The organism is Pantoea sp. B550, assembly GCF_024158165.1.
Taxonomy (GTDB): domain Bacteria; phylum Pseudomonadota; class Gammaproteobacteria; order Enterobacterales; family Enterobacteriaceae; genus Pantoea; species Pantoea alfalfae.
On record NZ_JAMYXI010000001.1, the window covers coordinates 323,683 to 340,043 of the forward strand.

General features: G+C 54.3%; 17 protein-coding genes and 1 riboswitch. Of the genes, 5 read left to right on the forward strand and 12 right to left on the reverse strand.

Annotation, left to right across the window (positions count from 1 at the left end; all coding sequences use genetic code 11):
- Nucleotides 1–121: 121 nt before the first annotated feature.
- The gene (locus NIM72_RS01525; protein WP_253418084.1) at nt 122–1,894 is read left to right on the forward strand and encodes an EAL domain-containing protein; all 1,773 of its coding nucleotides are present in this window, start codon (nt 122–124) and stop codon (nt 1,892–1,894) included.
- Nucleotides 1,895–1,930: 36 nt separating this feature from the next.
- Here the strand turns inward: NIM72_RS01525 and NIM72_RS01530 are convergent, their stop codons facing one another.
- The 6 genes from NIM72_RS01530 to ascF form a co-directional block, all read right to left on the reverse strand.
- On the reverse strand, nt 1,931–2,866 hold the full coding sequence (locus NIM72_RS01530; protein ID WP_253418086.1) for an ABC transporter substrate-binding protein: 936 nt from the start codon (nt 2,864–2,866) through the stop codon (nt 1,931–1,933).
- 23 nt (nt 2,867–2,889) lie between these two features.
- Nucleotides 2,890–3,645 carry an ABC transporter permease gene (locus tag NIM72_RS01535; RefSeq protein WP_161736053.1) on the reverse strand — a complete coding sequence of 252 codons (756 nt, stop codon included), beginning with the start codon at nt 3,643–3,645 and terminating at the stop codon, nt 2,890–2,892.
- The gene (locus NIM72_RS01540) at nt 3,642–4,382 is read right to left on the reverse strand and encodes an ABC transporter ATP-binding protein (protein ID WP_161736054.1); all 741 of its coding nucleotides are present in this window, start codon (nt 4,380–4,382) and stop codon (nt 3,642–3,644) included. Before NIM72_RS01540 ends, NIM72_RS01535 begins: the two co-directional genes overlap by 4 nt.
- The gene (locus tag NIM72_RS01545; RefSeq protein WP_253418088.1) at nt 4,379–5,080 is read right to left on the reverse strand and encodes a TenA family protein; all 702 of its coding nucleotides are present in this window, start codon (nt 5,078–5,080) and stop codon (nt 4,379–4,381) included. The genes NIM72_RS01540 and NIM72_RS01545 overlap by 4 nt, the downstream gene beginning before the upstream one ends.
- Before the next feature lie 68 nt (nt 5,081–5,148).
- Nucleotides 5,149–5,251: riboswitch (TPP riboswitch) on the reverse strand.
- 61 nt (nt 5,252–5,312) lie between these two features.
- Nucleotides 5,313–6,743, reverse strand: a complete 1,431-nt coding sequence (locus NIM72_RS01550) for a 6-phospho-beta-glucosidase (protein WP_222925768.1) — start codon at nt 6,741–6,743, stop codon at nt 5,313–5,315.
- Between the two features lie 36 nt (nt 6,744–6,779).
- Nucleotides 6,780–8,246: a PTS cellobiose/arbutin/salicin transporter subunit IIBC gene (ascF, locus tag NIM72_RS01555; protein WP_161736710.1), complete on the reverse strand. Its 1,467-nt coding sequence runs from the start codon at nt 8,244–8,246 to the stop codon at nt 6,780–6,782.
- Between the two features lie 258 nt (nt 8,247–8,504).
- Between ascF and NIM72_RS01560 the strand changes: the two genes are divergently transcribed.
- A complete protein-coding gene (locus NIM72_RS01560) occupies nt 8,505–9,521 on the forward strand; it encodes a LacI family DNA-binding transcriptional regulator (RefSeq protein WP_222925769.1) in 1,017 nt (338 codons plus the stop codon).
- Here NIM72_RS01560 and NIM72_RS01565 read toward each other — a convergent pair.
- Both NIM72_RS01565 and NIM72_RS01570 read right to left on the reverse strand, forming a co-directional pair.
- A complete protein-coding gene (locus tag NIM72_RS01565) occupies nt 9,518–10,267 on the reverse strand; it encodes a DNA-binding transcriptional regulator YciT (protein ID WP_253418090.1) in 750 nt (249 codons plus the stop codon). The genes NIM72_RS01560 and NIM72_RS01565 overlap by 4 nt on opposite strands.
- Nucleotides 10,268–10,343: 76 nt before the next feature.
- A complete protein-coding gene (locus tag NIM72_RS01570; RefSeq protein ID WP_161736707.1) occupies nt 10,344–11,606 on the reverse strand; it encodes a DUF1479 domain-containing protein in 1,263 nt (420 codons plus the stop codon).
- A 254-nt stretch (nt 11,607–11,860) separates the two neighbouring features.
- Between NIM72_RS01570 and NIM72_RS01575 the strand changes: the two genes are divergently transcribed.
- Entirely contained in the window at nt 11,861–12,682 is an 822-nt protein-coding gene (locus tag NIM72_RS01575) for a Cof-type HAD-IIB family hydrolase (RefSeq protein WP_222925796.1), read from the forward strand.
- Nucleotides 12,683–12,712: 30 nt separating this feature from the next.
- Here the strand turns inward: NIM72_RS01575 and NIM72_RS01580 are convergent, their stop codons facing one another.
- A complete protein-coding gene (locus NIM72_RS01580; RefSeq protein ID WP_150037431.1) occupies nt 12,713–13,105 on the reverse strand; it encodes a helix-turn-helix domain-containing protein in 393 nt (130 codons plus the stop codon).
- Nucleotides 13,106–13,215: 110 nt separating this feature from the next.
- Between NIM72_RS01580 and NIM72_RS01585 the strand changes: the two genes are divergently transcribed.
- Nucleotides 13,216–14,265: an NAD(P)-dependent alcohol dehydrogenase gene (locus NIM72_RS01585; RefSeq protein ID WP_253418092.1), complete on the forward strand. Its 1,050-nt coding sequence runs from the start codon at nt 13,216–13,218 to the stop codon at nt 14,263–14,265.
- A gap of 215 nt (nt 14,266–14,480) precedes the next feature.
- Here NIM72_RS01585 and NIM72_RS01590 read toward each other — a convergent pair whose 3' ends face one another.
- The 3 genes from NIM72_RS01590 to NIM72_RS01600 form a co-directional block, all read right to left on the reverse strand.
- Nucleotides 14,481–15,167, reverse strand: a complete 687-nt coding sequence (locus tag NIM72_RS01590; protein ID WP_222925772.1) for a hypothetical protein — start codon at nt 15,165–15,167, stop codon at nt 14,481–14,483.
- Between the two features lie 93 nt (nt 15,168–15,260).
- Complete coding sequence (locus tag NIM72_RS01595) at nt 15,261–15,503, reverse strand: hypothetical protein (protein ID WP_161736704.1); 243 nt, start codon at nt 15,501–15,503, stop codon at nt 15,261–15,263.
- A 2-nt stretch (nt 15,504–15,505) separates the two neighbouring features.
- The gene (locus NIM72_RS01600; RefSeq protein WP_161736703.1) at nt 15,506–15,730 is read right to left on the reverse strand and encodes a hypothetical protein; all 225 of its coding nucleotides are present in this window, start codon (nt 15,728–15,730) and stop codon (nt 15,506–15,508) included.
- Nucleotides 15,731–15,950: 220 nt separating this feature from the next.
- Here NIM72_RS01600 and NIM72_RS01605 point away from each other — a divergent pair, with 220 nt between their 5' ends.
- Entirely contained in the window at nt 15,951–16,259 is a 309-nt protein-coding gene (locus NIM72_RS01605) for a hypothetical protein (RefSeq protein ID WP_161736702.1), read from the forward strand.
- Nucleotides 16,260–16,361 lie beyond the last annotated feature (102 nt).

Here is a 16,361-nt window from a genome sequence, read left to right on the forward strand (position 1 = left end):
CACTGTTTCACTGTGAAAGTACTGTCAGATTGAGCCGCTATTTATCTGATAATTGGGCGCTAATTGAGCATTATTAAGCTAAATTATTTTCGATTTTTGCGCCTGCAAAGGAGAGGTTTCAGTGCATAACGAGCAAAACGGCAGCGACGTAAAACGCCTGAGTACAATTAAGGCACTTTTGTCGCCGGATGAAACCCGGGATAAGGTGCTGGAGAGATTCGTGAATCTCGCCAGTCAGGTGCTGGGTATTTCAGGCAGCTTCATTTCGATTATTGACGATAATAATCAATACATAAGAGCGTCACGGAACTTCGATCTTAAACAATCGACCCGTGATGAATCTCTTTGCCGCCACGTCGTTGATGGTGAGGGACATCTGGTGGTGGTTGACACCTTACTGGATGAGCGCTTTGTCACGCACCCGTTTGTGAAAGGCGATCCGCATATTCGTTTCTATGCCGGTGTCTCGCTGCAGAACCTCGACGGTGCTGTGCTGGGCACGCTCTGCGTCACCGATACCCAGCCACATCCCTTTACGGATGAGAAACTCGCCACGCTGCGCTCACTGGCTACGCTGGTCACCTCTTTTCTGGATGCCTGGAACAACGCGGGTTTTGCCGACGTCATTACGCACCTGCCGAATCGCCCACGCCTGATTCGTGATATTCAGCAACTTACCCTTGTCGCACCGCAGAGCCGCTTTCGCCTGATTCTTATCGACTGCCTCGACATCATTCGTGCCTATGAGCTTTCCCGTGCGGTGGGTATTGCGCCGATGGAGAAATTGCTCAGGCAGATGGCGCAGGATGTGGCACACCGGCTCAATCTTCCGGAGAATGAGACGCTCTATACTTTCGCTCCAGGCCGTTTCGCCCTTGTTCAGCCCTACTCAGGCCGTTATTCAGCGCATAACATAAGCGATCTGTTCAAAGGCATGCGGGCCGATCTGGCGGAAAATATCACGCTCGATCTGGATGTCTTTACCGGCGAAACAGAGTTTGTACCGGGACAGATGGATGCCAACGAAACGGTACGTCAGGCCGTTAGCGCGCTACATGAAGCGATTGATGAGAACATCAGTGCGATGTCGTTTGATGAGAGTTACGACTCGCGGCGCACCGAAGACTTTTTGATCATGAATGATCTGGCTCAGGCGCTGAATAAAAATGAAGAGTTGTATCTCGCCTGGCAGCCTAAAGTGTGTCTCAAAACCGGTAAAACGGTCGGGCTGGAGGCCCTGATCCGCTGGAATCACCCTGAGCGGGGTGAGCTTTTCCCATCAGAATTTATTCCGTTAGCCGGTAAAACCAACCTGATCTCCGATCTGACCAACTGGGTTATCGATCACGCTGTTGAGCAGCTGGCGCGCTGGAATCGCGAGTACGACCTGATTCCGGTCTCGATCAACGTCAGTGAACGCGACTTTGCCAGGCCTGATTTTGCCGATCAGCTGGTGGCGAAATTAGCGGCAGCGCAGTTACCTAACTCGATTATGGGTATTGAGTGTCTTGAGAATGAGCTGATCACCAAAAGTGATGTGGCGATCAAAGGGCTGGAAGCGCTGAAGTCGCACGGCTTTATGGTCTCTCTGGATGATTTCGGCACCGGCTACAGCAATATCAGCTACCTGCAGGATATCCCGCTGGATGTGATTAAGATCGACCGATCGCTGATCTCGCGTATGGGCGAAGACGACGCATCTAAAATCATCGTCAGATGCATTATCCAAATGCTGAAAGAGCTGAATTACACCGTGCTGGCCGAGGGTGTGGAAGCAGAAGCTACGCTGGGACTGCTGAAAACCTACGGCTGCGATCAGATTCAGGGCTACTTCTTTTCAAAACCGCTGCCAGCCAGCGACATTGAACACTGGCTTTATCAGAAGTCACGCTAGTCAACCCGCCCGCAGCACTCGCTGCGGGCGCGCTTATCACTCACTGCCGATAGCGTAACGCTCAACCGGAGTGATGTGTTTAATCAGCTTATTATCAAACAAAAACTGCTCATAAGTCTGATAGCGTGCGCGATCCAGTTTTGCCGGATCGGCGGCGAACAGCGGCAGCGTAGCCTGCCATGCCTGATGGTTTAGCGGTGTATTCAGCTCAGGATGCGCCTGTGCAAATGCCTGCCAGCTCTCTTCAGGGTGAGCCTGCAACTGTGCATTCCCCTTTTTCAGTGCCCGCAGAAACTTTTTAATTTTTTCTGCATGCGCCTCATCACGGTTAGCAACGATAATCAGCTCATCATAGGCCGGCACGCCGTAATCCTCGACGTTTAACACCACCGGATCTTTGCCAGCAAGTTTCATCTCCAGAGCTTCGATATTGCGATAGCCACCTATCACCGCATCAACCTGCCCGGTCATCAGGGCGCTGGTGAGCTGAAAATTGACGTTAACCCGCTTTACCTGATCGGCCTTAATGCCGTCATGGCTCAGCATGGTCGCCAGCGTTGCTTCTTCAATGCCGCTGACGGAATAACCGATACGTTTTCCTTTCAAATCCGCTGGTTTTTTCACCGTTTTGTCCAGCGTCATCAGCGTATTCAGTGGCGTATTAATCAGCGTGCCCACACGCATCAGCGGCAGGCCCTGGTCGGCGAAAAATTGCAGCTGCGTCTGATACGTTATCGCTAAGTCCGCCTGCTTAGCGGCGACCAGACGCGGCGGCAGCGCAGGGTCGGAAGGCGGCACAATGTTAACCTCCAGACCCTCTGCCGCAAACGCACCGGTTTGCTGAGCCACCATAATGGGTGCATGGTCGGGGTTGATATACCAGTCGAGCACCAGCGTCAGTTTTTCCATCGCCTGAACCTGCGAGGCTAAGGAGGCGCTGAACAGCAGGACAAACAGGGGCATTTTAGTCATAGGTTGTCTCATCAGTAGGGTCGTCAGTGTGGCTCGGGAATCCAGGTAATCAGGCGGCGAAGCAGAAGGTCGATGATCAGCCAGAGGGTCAGCGTCATCAGCACCAGAATAAACAGGGCAGCGAAACAGAGGTCGCTCTGCATCCGGGCGTTGGCATTCAGCATCACGTAGCCCAGCCCTTCAGCCGATCCGACCCATTCACCAATGATGGCACCGATCGGCGCGACGGCCGCTGCCATCCGTAAGCCCGAACCCAGGGCGGGCAGTGCGGCTAACAGCCGGACATGACGCAGTTGTGCTATGTGTGAAGCGCCCATCGTGCGAGCCAGATCGAGATAGCCAGGCGTGACGCGACGCAGGCCATCAAAAAAAGCGGAGGTAACAGGAAAGAAGATCACCAGTACCGCCATCACGACTTTGGCGCTCATGCCAAAGCCAAACCAGAGCACCAATAGCGGTGCCAGGGCAAATACCGGAATCGCCTGGCTGGTGATCACCAGCGGCATCATCCAGCGCTGTAACCACGGCGAAAAGGTCATGCCCAGTGCCAGCACCGCGCCCAGCAGCACGCCGAGCGCCATACCGATGAGGATTTCAGTCAGGGTGATCAGGCTGTGATGGCCGAGATAGCCAGCGTTGTCCCACAGTGCGGTAGCAACCGCAGCGGGCGAGGGCAGCAGAAAGGCCGGAACGGAAGTGAGTGTGGCGAGCCACCACAGCGTAATCAATCCGGCAGAGAGCATGACTCCACGGCGAAGCGCGGCGAAACGTAATCTCATCCGCCCAGCCTGCTTAGCTGTTTCAGCAAGGTGGCCTGACTCTGGATCACGCTGGTATCGTCTGCTGCCCGTGGTGGCTGGCCCTGGAGTGGCGGGCAGGTTTCAATGCCTGCTGAACCCATTACCAGCAGGTGATGACCGAGGCGACAGGCTTCCGCGGCATCATGAGTGATCAGCAGCACGGTATGTCCGGCCAGCACTTCTGCCGCCAGAGTCTGAATCTGTGTCCGGGTCAGTGCATCCAGCGCCGAGAAGGGCTCATCCATCAGTACAATGGGCTGACGGGTATAGAGGGTACGCGCCAGCGCTACCCGCTGACGCATACCGCCCGAAAGTGTCGCAGGTCGCGCACGGGCACAGTGGCTCAGGCCAACCCGCGCCAGCAGATGCTGCACCAGATCACGATCGGCTTTCTCACCTTTCAAGCGGCTGGCGAGGCAGACGTTCTGTTCCACCGTCAGCCAGGGATAGAGCAAATCCTGTTGCCCCATCCAGGCGATGCGCCCGGCCAGCGGCAGACCATCGCTGCCCTTAATTTGTCCCGAAGTGGGCGGCGTCAGACCGGCAATCACTCGCATCAGGCTGCTTTTACCTACGCCGCTGGCACCCAGCAAAGCGGTAAATGCACCACCCGCGATCTCCAGATTAAGCTCGCTGAACAATGGCTGCTGATCCAGCGTCAGGCAGAGCTGGCGAACGGAAATACCCGGCGGCACGGCATCGTTCAGCGGCTTCATGAGCTGCCCCGCAGACCGTCAGCATGATTAAGACCCATCTGCCAGAACGCCGCTTCCAGCCGGGTTGCGGTCGTAAAAATCTCCGACAGTGAGTTAATACGTTGTTCACCGGCGCGCTGCTGAGCCAAAGTTTCAAACAGCAACAGTGAGGAACCGACGCCCGTCAGGTAGGACTCATCGCCGTAATTCTCAATCCATGCCGCGTAAGGATTCCCCTCAAAGCAGGTCGCAGGATCGTCCAGCAGCCTCAGGCCGATTTCCGCATAACCGGCGACGCAGGGCATCAGCGCCGTCATCAGCGCCAGCGCATCTCCGGTGTGACCCACGTCCAGCACGTAGCGGGTATAATTGATTGTTTCCATTGCCTCAGGTTCGCTCGCCACCGCCTCTTCGCTGATGCCCCATTGCTGGCAGTAAGCCAGATGCAGCGGCAGTTCGCTGATAATGGCGTTCAGCGATGCCGTCGCGCTGCGTAACGCAGCCGGTTCAGAGAGCTTACTGATCAACAGGCCCCACGCACGGGCGAACTGCAGCAGGAACAAATAATCCTGGGTGAGATAGTGGCGGAAAGCGGCGGGTGGCAGCGTACCCTGACCGAGCTGCTGCACAAAATTGTGCCTGACATAATCGTGCCATTGCGTGCCCGCCTGCTGGCGCAGACGACCATAAAAACCGGTTTCTAAAAGCGGATGTGACATAGGATCTCCAGTAACAGGGAGATCCGGGCATAAGGTCTGGAACAGGGGATGAAGCAGGAGATGAGGCAGAACATCTGCCGACCCGTCCCTTCGCTGGCATGACCCAGATCAGGTTCAAAGGGTTCGGCTTGCGCCATCTCAGCCCATTACAGGACACCCCTCGGAGACATTCGTTATACGATATTTATTGCTGGAGTACAACGACACCAGTACGCGTTATTCAGTGACAATGTCACTCAAGATTGGCCCCGTTGCTGGCAATCACTTTCTTATACCACCAGAAAGACTTTTTGCGCGTGCGCGCCAGCGTGCCGTTACCCAGGTCGTCGCGGTCAACGTAGACGAAACCGTAGCGCTTGCTCATTTCACCGGTTGAGGCGGCAACCAGATCGATGCAGCCCCAGCTGGTGTAACCCATCACCGGCACGCCATCTTCAATGGCATCGCCCATGGCGCGGATGTGTTCACGCAGATAGCTGATACGATAATCATCATTGATCTCGCCATTCGCGTCGATTTCATCGCGCGCCCCCAGGCCATTCTCTACCAGGAAAAGTGGCTTCTGGTAACGGTCATACATCATATTCATAGTAATGCGTAAGCCCAGTGGATCGATGCCCCAGCCCCACTCACTGCGTGGCACATGGGGGTTGGTCAGGGATTTCACCACATTGGCTGCGCTGCTGTTCTGTTCGTTCATTTCCGCCGAGGCGCAGCGAGAGGCGTAATAACTGAACGAAACAAAGTCGACGCTATTTTTCAGGATATCGGCATCGCCATCAGCGATCTCAAGCGTAACGCCTTTTTCCCGGAACACGCGGGCGGCGTAAGCCGGATAGGCACCGCGTGCCTGCACATCAATGAAGAACAGGTTTTCACGATCCTTCTCCAGCGCCGCCCAGACATCCTCTGGTTTACTGGACCACGGATAAAAGTTGCCGCCTGCCAGCATACAGCCGATCTGATTCGCTGGATTCACTTCATGCGCGATCCGCGTAACCAGCGCGCTGGCAACCAGTTCGTGATGCGCCGCCTGATACTTCACCTGCTCCTTATTCTCACCCGGTTCGAACACCAGACCCGCACCGGAAAATGGGCTGTGCAGCAGGATATTGATCTCGTTAAAGGTTAGCCAGTATTTCACCAGGCCATCAAATGCCTCGAAACAGCTGCGGGCATAGCGGGCAAAGAAGTCGACCATTTTGCGATTGCGCCATGAGCCATATTCGGTCACCAGATGCATCGGCACATCGAAATGACAGAGCGTAACCAGCGGTTCGATATTATATTTCCGGCACTCCTCAAAGACGGCACGGTAAAAAGCGATGCCCTCCGGATTAGGCGTCAGTTCATCACCGTTTGGATAGAGGCGGCTCCAGGCAATTGACGTGCGAAATACGCTGAATCCCATTTCCGCCATCAGCGCAATATCTTCCGGATAGCGATGATAGAAATCAATGGCATCATGGCTGGGATAAAATTCATCATCCCGCAGCGTAAAGCGCTTTTCCAGACCCAGTTTGACCGCCAGTCGGTGTGGGCCATGCGGGATCATATCGACGGTGGTTGCGCCCTTTCCGCCCTCACGAAAACCGCCTTCACTCTGATTGGCGGCTAACGCGCCGCCCCATAAAAATCCTTGCGGGAACCTTGAATCAGACATGCAATCCTCTTTTCCGGGTCAGAATGACCCTTTCCTTTAGTGGCTATTAATCGCGTTGGTGCGTTCGGTAAGCGGCGCGGGATGCGCGGCGGTAGCGGATTCGGATTTCGTTTCAGTTTCCGCTTCAGGAATATCTTCAAACCCTAACAGCAGCGTCAGCACAAACGACAGCACCACCGACAACACCATAACCGCACCGACCCAGACGATACTGATGGGATTGCTGGGGTCAAAAAACTGAACGCTGGTGAAAAGACCCGGTGAGGCCATTGAGTGGCTGGCCAGCCCGCCAATGCCCGCGACCGCGCCGCAGATAAAACCGCTGATCAGACAGGCGATCAGCGGACGTTTCAGACGAACCGCCACACCATACAGCGCCGGTTCAGAAATGCCGGCAATGATGGCAGACGCTGCTGCTGCCAGTGCCGTCTGACGCAGTTCGCGGTTTTTGGTGCGGAACGCCACTGCCAGCGACGATCCGCCCAGCGAGAGATTGGCACCAATTTCTGACGGCATCACCATGCCCTCTTTGCCGGTTTCAGCAATGGTCTGGATGATGGTCGGTGTGAACACACGATGCATCCCGGTCATCACCAGCAGCGGCCAGATGGCACCCATAATCGCGACGGAAAGCCAGCCAAGATAGCCATGCACGGTGTAAACCAGCGCAGAGATGCCGCTGCCGATCCAGATGCCAATCGGGCCAATCAGCACAATCGCGATAGGGGCAGCAATCAGCACAATCAACATCGGTTTCAGAAAGTTTTTGGTAACGGCCGGGGTAATACGGTCCACGCCGCGCTCGATGTGCGACAGAATCCAGGTCATCACCAGTGCCGGGATCACCGTGTAGGTATATTTCACCGCCGTCACCGGAATGAAAGCGAATTCAACGTGCTGACCCTGCGCCGCTTTTGCCATCAGCTCAACAAAATTGGGATGCACCAGTACGCCAGCAATCGCGATCGCCAGCGACATATTGGTTTTGAATTTCAGCGCCGCAGAGGCTGCCACCATGACAGGCAGAAAGAAGAATGCGCCGTCGCCAATCACGTTGAGGATCACCAGCGTTGACGAACCTTTCTCAAACACGCCAGCCATATCCAGAATCATCGCCAGCAGCTTAACCATCGACCCGCCAATAATCGCCGGGATGAGTGGTGACATGGTGCCCACCAGCGCATCCAGAATGCCCGCGCCGATGCTTCGCAGGGTGATTTTGCGCTTCACCGGTTCAGGGGCTACCGCACCGGGCGATCCCAGTGCCAGTACCGCCTGGTAAGCCTGAGAGACGTTATTGCCAATGATCACCTGGCACTGCGTGTCGTTGTGCACCACACCCATGACACCTTTAATCGCTTTGAGGCGGGGATAGTCGACCCGAGTTTCATCTTTCACCACAAACCGCAGACGCGTCATGCAGTGAGTGACAGCTTCGATATTGGTGAGGCCGCCTAGCGCATCGACAATGGCGCGTGACACCTCGGCATAGTTCATGGGCATGATCGTTCTTCTCTGTAGGGTAAATCGGTTAGCATTTTTATGTTTTTAGCGGCTGCTATCAGGTAAATAGGAAACCGGTTTCACAAAATCATGAAGTGCTTTCCTTGAGCCGACAAGGTGATAAATCAGCCAGATTTCTTTTTTGTGAACTTCATCACTCCCAGCGAATCAGGTATTTGCGCCAGCGGACAGGGTAAATATTTCCAATATTGAGAGGCTTGGGTAGACTGCAGAGCGACGCAGCGAGGGAAATTCACCATGGCAACGATTCAGGAAGTGGCAGAGAGAGCAGGCGTCTCAAAAGCGACAGTGTCACGTGTGCTTTCTGGCAATGGCTATGTCGGGCAGGAGAAGCGTGAAAGGGTGTTAAAAGCGATTGCCGAAACCGGCTACCGTCCCAATCTGCTGGCCCGCAACCTGGCGACTAAAACGTCTCAGACCATCGGACTGGTGATCACCAATACGCTCTATAGCGGCAGCTATTTCACTGAATTGATGGCGCACTCCGCACGCATCATGGAGCAGCAGGGCCGCCAGCTGATTCTGGCAGATGGTAAACACACCGCTGAGCAGGAAGAAGCGGCGATTCAGTTTTTGCTCGACCTGCGCTGTGACGGCATCATTATCTACCCGCGCTTTCTGAGTATCGACGCGCTGGATGCGATTATCTCCCGCCATAAACAGCCGATACTGGTCATTAACCGGCGGCTACGCGTCAACCAGAGCTACTGCATTTACAGCGATCAGCATACCAGCAGCGCGAAAGCGGTGAGCCATCTGCTGAGTCAGGGACATCGCGATATCGCGTTTATCACCGGTTCGCTGGATTCCCCGACCGGCGTCGAGCGTCTTTCCGGCTATCGCGCTGCGCTGGCGGCTAAAGGTATTGAAGCCGACGACCGCCGTATTGTGGCTGGGAAATGGACGGCGCAAAGCGGCATGGCGGCAATGGACTGTCTGCTGGACCGCAACGTCCCCTTTACTGCGCTGGTGGCGAGTAATGATGAGATGGCGATTGGTGCCATCAAGCGGTTGACCGAATGTGGCATCGCGGTGCCCGATCGGGTATCGGTGATAGGCTTCGATGATATTCCGCTGGCACCTTATATCACGCCGTCTTTATCCAGTATGAAGCTGCCGGTGACGGAGATGATCGATGAAACGATTAACCGCCTGCTGACCATGCTGGATGGCGGTGACTGGCACAGTCAGGCGCCTTTTACGGCCAGCCTGATGCTGCGCGATTCCGTTACTAAAGGCCCCTGGTCCGCTTAATTTGACGCGATTTGTATCACCTCAATGGCCTGTTCCCTGAGGTGTGCGATGGTTCCGGCATCCAGCGTCTCATCGGTAATCACATGGCCGACCTGGTAACCGGATGAGAGCGGATAAGGGCGAATCTGCCCGAATTTAGAGGAATCGGTCAGGGCATAGCTTTCAGCACCTTTCGCCAGCACGGCATCCACCACATCACAGCGCAGCATATTGCGGCCGGTGAAACCGGTCTCCGGGTGCCAGCCATCCACCCCCACAAACGCTCTGTGAAAATGGACCTGCTGAATAGAGTAACGCGTCAGCGGGCCTACCACCGACTCACTGCTTTTCTGCAGCAATCCACCCAGCACAATCACTTCACAGGCGGCGTCCCGCAGAAGCTGGGCGATATAGTGGCTGACGGTAATCAGTGTGAGATCGGCACGGTCAGCCAGCGCACGTGCCAGCAGCGCATTGGTACTGCCCCCTTCGATGAACACCGATTCACCCGGCTGCACCAGGCTGGCGGCGTGTTGCGCCAGCGCCTGCTTAGTGGCATAGCGGGTATTCATGCGGGTGCCGACATTGTCACTGTCCAGCGCCAGCGCGGAGCCATGCACCCGGCGCAGCAGCCGGTCGCGTTCCAGCAGCGTGAGATCCTGGCGCACCGTCACTTCAGAAACACCGGTCAGCTGCGCCAGTTCACTAACCGTTACGCTGCCCCGGCTGTTAACCATTTGAATAATCTGGTGATGTCGCGGATTCATAATTGGGTTTCGTCAGGAATAAAATGAGCAGTGTATCAGGGAATCTCCCGCGCCGGTGCACAACGCGGGCTCAGGGTCAGTCTAAATCCAGTGAACAACGTCCGTTACTATTCAGATCTTCCGGCTTAAAACGTTGCTTCCACCCGGCTTCATAATCTTCCGGCGGAAAATCATCCGGCGAACGTCCCTGTTCCAGTGCCTGCGCAACCCGCCGGGCATAGGCGCGGTTTTTATCGCACATCGGCGCAGCGGGGATATACATCACATTGCCCCAGCCCTGCTGATCCTTCACCGGTGCAACAGAATGGATCACATCACAGTGCCACCATACTGAATCGCCCGCCTCCAGAGCCGGGATTGAACAGAGTCCGGCGATCAGGTGCGGATGCCACTGCGCATTGACAGGTAATACCCGACCCGGCGCGACGCCACAGAGTTCATCTTCAGGTACATCGGAAAGCAGCGGTCGCAGCAGAATATACGCCATCGCCTGGGGCACCGGCACCACATGCAGCAGACCCTGACCGGGGATCATATCGGAGAGTGCGGTCCAGCCCTGAAACGTGCGGAACACAGAACACTTAGTCGTGCCAGGCAGATCATACTCATCAACGTCGGTACGATGTGCCGCATCCCAGGGATCGTAAGCGGCAAAATCACCGTGAAACAGCTTGCTGAAAACCTGCTGATAAGCCGGCAGTAACCAGCGTTCCAGCGCACCGGAGTCGGTATGGGCACCTAATCCTTTCGACGTGGTGCCCGGCAAACGGCGACGGATGCGATCGGGATAGATGACGCTGACATTGGGATCAAACCACTGTTTGCCCTGAGAGTTAACTGTCCATAACCGGTTCAGAAAAGATTGCGCATCAGCCATTGCCGCACTCTGCCGCGCTTCCATCTGCGCCTGTGACCAGTAAATCGGATAGATTTCGGGACGTGAGGCAGCGAGCGTGCCGAAAAAGTCATCACCGGGACCGCGGTACTGCTCATCAAAACGGTTGTGATCCAGATAGTCGAGCATCGACTTATCCCACGCCAGCGCCTGGTCACGATCGAAGTGCTGCCTGATCACGACACAGCCGCGACGTTTAATCAGTGAACGGGTTTCATCCGAAACCTTTCCTTCTGTAATGTCCTGCATCGGCACGATCGGCCAGGCAGTGCCGGTTCGCGTCTCGTCCGCTTTTGCTTCAGCAATTGCAGCAGTGATGTTATCGCACACCTGCTGGAAAAGGGCGTCCACGTCACCGATTTGCTGGCGTAGCTGCTGTTTTATTTCGCGGATAGCGCGCTTAACGTCATCAGGCAAAGGTGTTGCTCGGGATTCATTACGCATTTCACACTCCTCACAATTTGGGGTTGAGTTACGAATGTAATTAAAATAACCTTCATTCGTAATTTGCGGTCGAGGTTAACATCCTTTTAACGATAAAAAACGTGCGTTGTAACACAACTTCTTAACCGGAACGCTCTGAAAGCCGTTAGCAAAGTCACTATTTGCATTCTCATTAATCCACACAGCGAGTAAGCTTTATGAATCAAATCAATCAGCCGACAGGACAGAACGGCGAACGTAAAGGGGCAGGCGAGATGGCGGTTAAGATGATTGCGGTGGATATGGATGGCACCTTTCTGGACGATAATAAGCAGTACAACGTTCAGCGGTTTTCACGTCAGTATGCGCTGCTGAAGCAGAAGGGCATCCGTTTTGTGGTGGCCAGTGGTAATCAGTATTACCAGCTGCAGCGCTATTTTCCCGACATCAAAGATGAGATCGCTTTCGTGGCAGAAAATGGCGCCTGGGTCTCTGACTGCAATGAAGAGATTTTCTGTGGTGAGTTAGCGCAGGAGAAGGTGCACAAGATTCTCGATATTCTGGCACATGAACCGGACATCGCGGTGGTGGTGTGTGGACGGAAGGGTGCCTATATGCATTCTTCTGCCTCTGACGAGGTGATGGACCAGCTGGCAAACCACTATCATCGTCTGGAAAAGCGGGATGACCTCTATGCCATTGACGACACCATCTTCAAGTTTTCGCTTAAGCTGGAACATGAAGGGGTAGAGGCACTGCTGCAACGCCTGCATGCCCGTCTGGGCGAGCTGGAAAATATCATGCATCCGGTTTCCAGCGGCTTTGGTTTTATTGACCTCATCATTCCCGGTTGCCATAAAGCCCACGGCATCGCGCTGTTACAGGAAAAATGGGGCATCAGTGATTGTGAAGTGCTGGCGATTGGTGACAGCGCGAATGATATCGAGATGCTGCGCCAGGCCTGCTTCAGTTTCTCAATGGCCAATGCGGCCGACGCTGTCGCCGCCGTGGCACGCTACCAGACGCAGAGCAACAATGATGAAGGCGCGCTGAATGTGATTGCGCGCGTGCTGGCGCGTGAATTCCCGTTCGACTAAGAGGCGTTAACCTGCATAACGGACGGCGTGTTATCCGCCACTCTCCTGATGGCTGCGCGCATGATTTTCCATTTCATCCAGCGCAGCCTGATTCTCCAGTCCCCACTGATACATCTGCTCAATCGGCTGTGCGAAGGTATGGCCCAGCGCGGTGAGGCTGTATTCCACCTTTGGCGGCACCACCTGCCAGACATGGCGTGACACGAGGCCGCGTTGTTCCAGTTCACGCAGCGTCTGAATCAGCATCTTCTTCGAGATGCCCTGCAGACTACGCTCCAGTTCGCCCGTGCGCGCCCGATTGTCCGGCCAGTGAAAAAGCGCATGCAGCACCATTGTGCTCCACTTCACCGAAAACAGTTCCAGCAGGCGGCGCGGCGGTGAGTCCGCGTAAAAACAGAGTTTCCCGTCAACCCAGACCGGCATAATCGCCATCCCATTTCATGGTAACCAAAAGGTAACTACTATCAAAAGCGGTTCCGTGTGTCTATAGTGTGCCGCTTTCTTTACGACCATCAGGTAAGAAGAGGCAACAGATGAAAATTAACGCGCTGGTCGCTACTCAGGCAGATCAACCGCTCCGGACAGGTGAGGTTGAGTTACGCGATCTGCAGGCTGATGATGTAAAAATTGAGATTCTCTACTGCGGCGTCTGCCACTCTGACCTGCATATGGCGCGCAATGAATGGGGCGTCAGCCGTTATCCGCTGGTGCCCGGTCACGAGATTGTGGGTCGTGTGGTAGCAATAGGTGACAACGTCACTAAATTCTCTGTTGGAGAGACGGTTGGCGTTGGCGTGATGGTCGATTCCTGCCGGACGTGTCACTTTTGCCAGCAGCACGAAGAGCAGTACTGCGAGGCGGGTTTCACGCCGACCTACAACGGCACCGATAAATATACCGGCAACACGACGTTTGGCGGCTATGCGCAGCACGTTATCGCCGACCAGCATTTTGTGGTCACAGTGCCGGATAATCTGGCGCTGAACGCGGTGGCTCCACTGCTGTGCGCTGGCGTGACCGTCTGGTCACCCTTACAGCACTTCAATGTTAAAGCAGGCGATCGTGTAGGGGTGGTCGGTCTGGGCGGACTGGGCCATATGGCGGTTAAGCTGGCCAGCGCGCTGGGTGCAGAAGTGACCCTGTTTACGACCTCTCCGGCGAAAGGGGCAGATGCGCGTCGGCTGGGTGCCAAAAACGTCGTGATCTCGCGAGACGCAGCCCAGATGGCAGGATGTCAGGCGTCGCTGGATATTATCCTCGACTGTGTTGCTGCCCCTCATGACCTCGATCCTTATCTCAGCACGCTGAAAACCAACGGTCAGTTAGTGCTGGTGGGGATACCCGATCAACCGCATCCGTCACCCAATGTCACGCCAATGGTGTTCCGCCGACTGAGTATTACGGGAACCTCGATCGGCAGCATTCAGGAGACACAGCAGATGCTCGACTTCTGTGGCATACACAACATCACGGCTGACGTAGAGATGATCACCGGTGAAGAGGTGGAGTCTGCTTTTGAACGTATGCTGACCAGCGATGTGAAATATCGTTTCGTTATCGATATGCAGAAAACCCGCTGGTGATTCGCCTGGCCCGCCGTAAAGGCGGGTCATTTTCCCTCCGTCGGCAGAGGTGAACACGAAAAAAGTAAGGTTTATAGTTACAACATACTTTTAATTGTAAGCTTAACAGCGTGCCTGCATCAGCCCCGATACTCAGTTAGTCTGACAGCAAAAGCCGGGCAAAAAAATACCCGGCTCGATGACCGGGTATCTGCATTGCTACCTGACGCTGTCAGCTAATCCTGCTTTTTATCCGCGTTACTCTTTTCGGGTTCATCCTGCTCAACTACATGAATAAACGGCTTGAGCAGCTGGATATCCAGAATGACATAAACCATCGTGCTGATGAAAAGCGAAATCACACTGCCAAAAACGCCGCTGGTGGTAAACGTCAGATAGTTATAAATCACCAGCCAGGTCACACAGATAAACAGTGCGAGCGAAATTGAAAGACTGGACACAGAGTAATTGCTGGTGCCGCCACCCTGAGTATGCGTTGCTTTAAACAGGTTACCGATGGCGTACTTCTCCAGCACCAGAATACTTTTTTCCCAGTTACGCTGCTTCCGCGCGCTGGCGCGAGTGAGGAAGAGATAAAGAATGGAGATGAAGAAGCCCGAGAAGGCGATGAGCACCGGAATGGCTTCCAGCGCATATTCGATACTCTTATGCGCAGCGCCTCTGGTGCTAAGATCCAGCGTCAGCGAGGCACCCAGCGCAGCATATAAAAAGAGAAACAACAGCAGAAAAGTCAGGCTGCGCTTCCAGTCGCTGTCTGCCTCTGCATTCTTCTGCTGGATGGCCAGCTGAAGCGATTGCTGAATGTGTTGTGCCTCAAGTGAGTCTGTATCAAAGGTATCGCAGGGTGCAGCAAAGAAGTTGTGCATAAACAGCTCATCTTCTTTGTGAATAGTGATTTTCATCAGAAACCTGTGTACGGGAAATTTTCTCTATTCTAATCAGCACAGCATGAATTAACAGTAACTTCGCCCGTAAACCTGCAGCCCCATGCTGACTTAGCGGGATATCAGACCCAGAAGAGAGCTGAACAGCGAATCCGTTGCAAAGTTCTGCGCAGCGTTACCCTCATCGTGACGCAACTGCTGATAGCGCAAAAGCGCCGCATCAGCGTTATCAGCATTGACCACGTCCCATACTTCTTTATAGCCTTCCGCTACTAACCGGTCCTGCTGATCCTGGCTGACATGATTCACGGCCCTGACTGTCTGGTTTTTCTGGAACAGACGGTAAGCTGGCATGCTTATTTCTCCGCAGGGTTGTCCAGCGCTTTAAACTGCTTAATCGCGTCATTGATATTATTCGTTTCAACGGTCGCGATACAGCGATCGCCATTGAAAACTTCATAGCGGGCATTATGCAGTTGAAACAATAAATCCCTGCCACGAAAGTGTATACGTTTCTGCTTAACGCCAATCCCATGCCGCCGTAATAACGCCTGTGACAGACGATCGGTCTCTTTAATCATTCCTTCAGCTCCTCGGCAGTACGTGGTCACTACCAGTAAACCTGATGAACATTAGTTTTATATTAAGAGATAACCTTATTTTTAACAGGGCTAAGGCGCGCCTTTCAGAGAAATTACCTGATAGCAGGGACGTGAGGGAATATGAGCCTGCCATTTGCTGCGTTAATGGGGCCTGGATGCGGTACACTTGAGCGGACAATTTGCCACAGGACACGCCGCTATGAGCGATAAGAAGATGATTTCCATTGATCAGTTCAATGCTGATGAACGTCTGGCCGTCGAACAAACCTATAAAGGGCTGGCTGAAAAGTACCGTCAGCGAACCGGTAAAGAACCGGATAGTAAAAAAGAGAAAGAATTCAACAGCGAAGCCCGGCAGATGGTGATGACCAGCAAGCTGGAAAAGGAGAGAGCAAAGGCAGAAAAGGAGAAGAAAAAACCGGTTCGCAAAAAGAAACCTGAGTCACTCACCGCCAGTGAAGTCAGTGATTTCAGCTGGTCTGCCTCGATTGTCAAAGGCCGCAGATAGTCTGCTACCGCGCGCAACAAGTCGCGCGGCATTTTTTCGCCACAACTTCGCTCCAAAGAAATATGATTACGATCTGGTAATTTAACAGACAGGCAATAAGAA

Coding starts and splice junctions, on each gene's coding strand:
- NIM72_RS01575 (WP_222925796.1), top strand. CDS start 11,861: ATGGCGGTTAAGATGATTGCGGTGGATATGGATGGCACCTTTCTGGAC.
- NIM72_RS01580 (WP_150037431.1), bottom strand. CDS start 13,105: ATGCCGGTCTGGGTTGACGGGAAACTCTGTTTTTACGCGGACTCACCG.
- NIM72_RS01560 (WP_222925769.1), top strand. CDS start 8,505: ATGGCAACGATTCAGGAAGTGGCAGAGAGAGCAGGCGTCTCAAAAGCG.
- NIM72_RS01605 (WP_161736702.1), top strand. CDS start 15,951: ATGAGCGATAAGAAGATGATTTCCATTGATCAGTTCAATGCTGATGAA.
- ascF (WP_161736710.1), bottom strand. CDS start 8,246: ATGCCCATGAACTATGCCGAGGTGTCACGCGCCATTGTCGATGCGCTA.
- NIM72_RS01545 (WP_253418088.1), bottom strand. CDS start 5,080: ATGTCACATCCGCTTTTAGAAACCGGTTTTTATGGTCGTCTGCGCCAG.
- NIM72_RS01535 (WP_161736053.1), bottom strand. CDS start 3,645: ATGAGATTACGTTTCGCCGCGCTTCGCCGTGGAGTCATGCTCTCTGCC.
- NIM72_RS01600 (WP_161736703.1), bottom strand. CDS start 15,730: ATGATTAAAGAGACCGATCGTCTGTCACAGGCGTTATTACGGCGGCAT.
- NIM72_RS01540 (WP_161736054.1), bottom strand. CDS start 4,382: ATGAAGCCGCTGAACGATGCCGTGCCGCCGGGTATTTCCGTTCGCCAG.
- NIM72_RS01595 (WP_161736704.1), bottom strand. CDS start 15,503: ATGCCAGCTTACCGTCTGTTCCAGAAAAACCAGACAGTCAGGGCCGTG.
- NIM72_RS01530 (WP_253418086.1), bottom strand. CDS start 2,866: ATGACTAAAATGCCCCTGTTTGTCCTGCTGTTCAGCGCCTCCTTAGCC.
- NIM72_RS01570 (WP_161736707.1), bottom strand. CDS start 11,606: ATGCGTAATGAATCCCGAGCAACACCTTTGCCTGATGACGTTAAGCGC.
- NIM72_RS01550 (WP_222925768.1), bottom strand. CDS start 6,743: ATGTCTGATTCAAGGTTCCCGCAAGGATTTTTATGGGGCGGCGCGTTA.
- NIM72_RS01565 (WP_253418090.1), bottom strand. CDS start 10,267: ATGAATCCGCGACATCACCAGATTATTCAAATGGTTAACAGCCGGGGC.
- NIM72_RS01590 (WP_222925772.1), bottom strand. CDS start 15,167: ATGAAAATCACTATTCACAAAGAAGATGAGCTGTTTATGCACAACTTC.
- NIM72_RS01585 (WP_253418092.1), top strand. CDS start 13,216: ATGAAAATTAACGCGCTGGTCGCTACTCAGGCAGATCAACCGCTCCGG.